At 41.5% G+C, this 3,696-nt stretch carries 4 protein-coding genes; 2 read left to right on the top strand and 2 right to left on the bottom strand.

The features are described 5' to 3' along the window. Positions 1-13: 13 nt before the first annotated feature. Entirely contained in the window at positions 14-616 is a 603-nt protein-coding gene (locus DWX43_RS26690) for a substrate-binding domain-containing protein (protein ID WP_118623100.1), read from the bottom strand. A 283-nt stretch (positions 617-899) separates the two neighbouring features. Between DWX43_RS26690 and DWX43_RS26685 the strand changes: the two genes are divergently transcribed. Both DWX43_RS26685 and DWX43_RS26680 read left to right on the top strand, forming a co-directional pair. Beyond that, complete coding sequence (locus DWX43_RS26685) at positions 900-2,414, top strand: FGGY-family carbohydrate kinase (RefSeq protein ID WP_118623098.1); 1,515 nt, start codon at positions 900-902, stop codon at positions 2,412-2,414. A gap of 18 nt (positions 2,415-2,432) precedes the next feature. Next, positions 2,433-3,203 carry a DeoR/GlpR family DNA-binding transcription regulator gene (locus DWX43_RS26680; RefSeq protein ID WP_109732584.1) on the top strand — a complete coding sequence of 257 codons (771 nt, stop codon included), beginning with the start codon at positions 2,433-2,435 and terminating at the stop codon, positions 3,201-3,203. 134 nt (positions 3,204-3,337) lie between these two features. Here DWX43_RS26680 and DWX43_RS26675 read toward each other — a convergent pair whose 3' ends face one another. Beyond that, positions 3,338-3,685: a hypothetical protein gene (locus DWX43_RS26675; RefSeq protein WP_146203310.1), complete on the bottom strand. Its 348-nt coding sequence runs from the start codon at positions 3,683-3,685 to the stop codon at positions 3,338-3,340. Positions 3,686-3,696 lie beyond the last annotated feature (11 nt).

Here is a 3,696-nt window from a genome sequence, read left to right as displayed (position 1 = left end):
TTTTACGCAAGTTTTAGGAATGTGTTTCGCAATTACCTATTAAGACACATGCTTCAGCTGTCTGAAGATGTGCGATCAGCACATTTGCCCCATCCGGATAATTTTCAGCAACCCATTCGCCCGAAAGCTGTCCAAGCCCTTCATTATCTGATGCTACAATCGCATCCACTACGTCATAATCATCTTCAGAAACTACGGCGTCCGCATTCACTACATATACTCCGGCATCCTGCAGTGTCTGGCATACATTTCTTGCCCCGGAAAAATCATATGGGATATAAACGAGTGCTTCAATCCCCATACTGATCATATCGTCAATCTGTTTGCTTTGTGTCGTAGGATCGTTCTGTGGATCATAATAAATGAGTTCCATGCCCAGTTCGTCACATTTACTCTGAAGCCCGTCAAGAATTGCAGAAAAATATTCATTGGTCATCGTATAAGGTGAATATCCTATTTTAATCTTTCCGCTGTCACTCTTGTCACTGTCTTCTTCTGCCTCAGTTTTTCCTTTGTCCGCTGTGTCCGCATCCTTTTCCTCTGAAGAACTACTGCATCCCGCCATAGAAAATACCATTGCAGCTGCTAACAATACGCTTAACACTTTTTTCTTCATACTTCTCTCCCTTTCTTTTGTTTGAATATGTTTCATGTTGTTTGTTTATATTTGAATTATATAACATTATATCACAATTTACAATATGGCAATTAATACAAATCGTCAGCCTTATTTTCGTATAAAATTAACAACTTTCTTTTATCTTACGTTATAAGTCGATTTTTTACTTATTCTGCATGTTTTTAGTTTACATATTATGTTTTTACATGTATAATATAAGAACAATTTCAAACATTTTAAAACATTCATTAACATTTTGATTCAGAAAGGTGGTTTCATAATGGCATATGCAGGAATTGACATTGGAACAAGCGGATGTAAAATGACCGTCTACAGCAGTAAAGGCCAGATCTTATCTTCAGCTAAAAGAACATATCAGGAAACGGGACACAGCGGATATAGGGAATTAAATGCAGATATGGTATGGAAACACACAAAAGAAGTCATCAAGGAAGCGGCAGCTGCTTCCAGTGAATTAATCGAGAGTATTGCCGTGGCCTCACTTGGGGAGTCCATTGTTTGTATAAACGAACACGGTACTGTGCTGGCAAACTCCATGCTCACCGGGGATAAACGAGGTATTGAAGAATGTATCCGGCTTCAGGAATCCGTCAGCAAAAAGGAAGTCATGAATATAACAGGGCTCCCTTTAAGTGAAATGTATTCACTCCCCAAATTTATCTGGATGAAAAATCATACCGATATATTCAGTAAATCAAAACATATTTTTTTCTATGAAGATTATGTGGGGTATCTGCTTACCGGAAAAAGAATGGTCAGCTATTCTTCTGCCGCAAGAAGTATGGCATTCGATATTAAACGAAAATCATGGTCAGACAAACTTCTTTCCTTTGCCGGGCTAAATAAGGAACGGTTCTCTGCCCCTGTCCCCTCCGGTACTGTTCTTGGCACTGTCCTGCCTGATCTTGCAGAAGAACTTGCTCTCTCACCCGGAACACTGGTTGCCGCAGGTGGACATGACCAGGGCTGCGCCGGATTAGGCAGTGGAATGATCCTCCCTTCAGAAGGAGAAGACGGACAGGGGACATGCGAGGTTATGCAGTTCATACTTCCCGGTATGACAACATCCTCGTATATGATAGAAAATGGAATCCCATGTGCGCCCTACGTGGTTCCCGATGTTTACCTTGCACAAATCGAGCTTACAAATTGTGGTATTTTAATGAACTGGTCGAGAGACACGATTTTCTCAAATATTTTTAATGATTGTGTAGAACGCGGAGAAGACTTTTTCTCCTACATGGACTGCCTCGCTTCTGAAAGAGCGCCCGGCGATATCCTCGTTCTTCCCTCTTTTGGCTCCTCTGGAAATCCTGACATATGTTATGATGCGCTTGGCACAATATGCGGACTCACAATACATACACAGCCGGTTGAACTCTATCAGGCTATTAAAGAAGGGATGGCATATCAAATGTATATGGCATACCAGACACTTGACCAGCTGAACATCAATGCAGATGTGATCCGCATTACCGGAGGCGGAGCCGCTTCAGATTATACCCTTCAGTTAAGAGCGGATATATTTGGCGTCCCTATGGAAACAATAGATAATAATCAGGCCGGAACTATGGGCTGTGCCATTCTGGCCGCACATGCTGTCAGGCCGGATGTTTCGATAGAAGAACTTATTCAGAATATGGTACATACGAAAAAGCGTTTTACACCAAGGCCTCAATATCATGACCTTTATATGAAGCATTACAGACATTATAAAAAGCTATATAATATGTTGACAAATTTTACCAACAAATCTATCATGAAATTAAAATAATAAAGAATGAGGTAAGCTATGCTCAAAGAAAAAAGACTGCAGAAAATAGAGAATCTTTTAATTTCTAACGGTTCTGTGGAAACTGGTCAGCTCAGCCGGACTTTTGATGTAACAGAAATGACTATCCGCAGAGATCTAGAGACTTTAATCAAAGAGAACCCTAAAATTGTACGCACACATGGTGGTGCCATGCTGACCAATTCCGGTGACCAGGGAGAGCTGCCATATGAACGGCGAATGGCAGAAAACGGCAGTCTCAAAGACCATATTGCCCAGAAAGCGCTGTCCTTCATACATCACGGGCAGGTACTTTTTATTGACTCAGGAACAACCACCCTCCATTTAGCACGGCAGATGTCTAATGAAATAAATAATACAGTAATTACAAACGGAATCAATATCGCTACGGAGCTGCTTACACGAGACTGGATCAATGTGATTTTAATCGGTGGGGACCTGAGAAGAAATACACATTCTACAAGAGGCCCTCTTGCTGAGGAGCAAATGCGTAATTTTAAGGTTGATGTTGCGTTTATCGGAGCAAACTCCATTGGAGACAACGGCAATATTTATCTAGCCAACACATCCGAAATCGGGTTCAAAAAGAGCGTACTGGCTTCAGCAAAAGAAGTATATGTTCTGGCAGATTCAAGTAAGTTTGATAAATTCAATCTAATCTCCTGTGCTGATGGACAGGATGTGACAGGAATTATAACCGACCACAAATTACCCGGCGAGACTGCATCCCGGTTAGAAGAGCTCGGAGTCAGACTGATCATCGCATCATGAGCTATTTCCATCCACCAAAAAGAATATCCCCGCTGGAACCAATGTTTCTGACGGCATTGAACTTTCCAGCAGGGATATGTAACGGGAATGGGGGAATGCCTCCCCCTATTTCTCATTGACCTAAGATCTCAATATTATAATTTACCCTCTGACAACTTTTTTACTATATTTCTCAATTCTTCAACTTCTTTTTTCAGTTCTTCCTTCTCAAGCCTCTCTTTTTCCATCAGCCTGCGCTGTTTCTCAACTTCTTTGTTCTTTTCCTCAGCCTCTTTCTTCTTTTCCTCAAGTTCCTTGTTCTTTTCTGCAACCTCCTGGCTCTTTTCCTCTAGCTCCTTGTTCTTTTCTGCAACCTCCCGGCTCTTTTCCTCAGCCTCTTTCTTCTTTTCCTCTAGCTCTTTCCACTTTTCCTCAAGCTCGTTTCGCTTTTCCTCAACTTCTTTGTGCAATGTATCCAGTTGTTCCTGCTGCTCTTCAATCATATACTGCACTG

This window comes from Clostridium sp. AF19-22AC, assembly GCF_003479085.1.
GTDB classification, from domain to species: domain Bacteria; phylum Bacillota; class Clostridia; order Lachnospirales; family Lachnospiraceae; genus Faecalicatena_A; species Faecalicatena_A orotica.
This window is presented reverse-complemented; position numbering and strand designations above follow the sequence as displayed.

What these genes read in the sequence shown, in the direction of transcription:
- DWX43_RS26690 (WP_118623100.1), bottom strand. Translation starts at nt 616, where the DNA reads ATGAAGAAAAAAGTGTTAAGCGTATTGTTAGCAGCTGCAATGGTATTT.
- DWX43_RS26685 (WP_118623098.1), top strand. Translation starts at nt 900, where the DNA reads ATGGCATATGCAGGAATTGACATTGGAACAAGCGGATGTAAAATGACC.
- DWX43_RS26680 (WP_109732584.1), top strand. Translation starts at nt 2,433, where the DNA reads ATGCTCAAAGAAAAAAGACTGCAGAAAATAGAGAATCTTTTAATTTCT.
- DWX43_RS26675 (WP_146203310.1), bottom strand. Translation starts at nt 3,685, where the DNA reads ATGATTGAAGAGCAGCAGGAACAACTGGATACATTGCACAAAGAAGTT.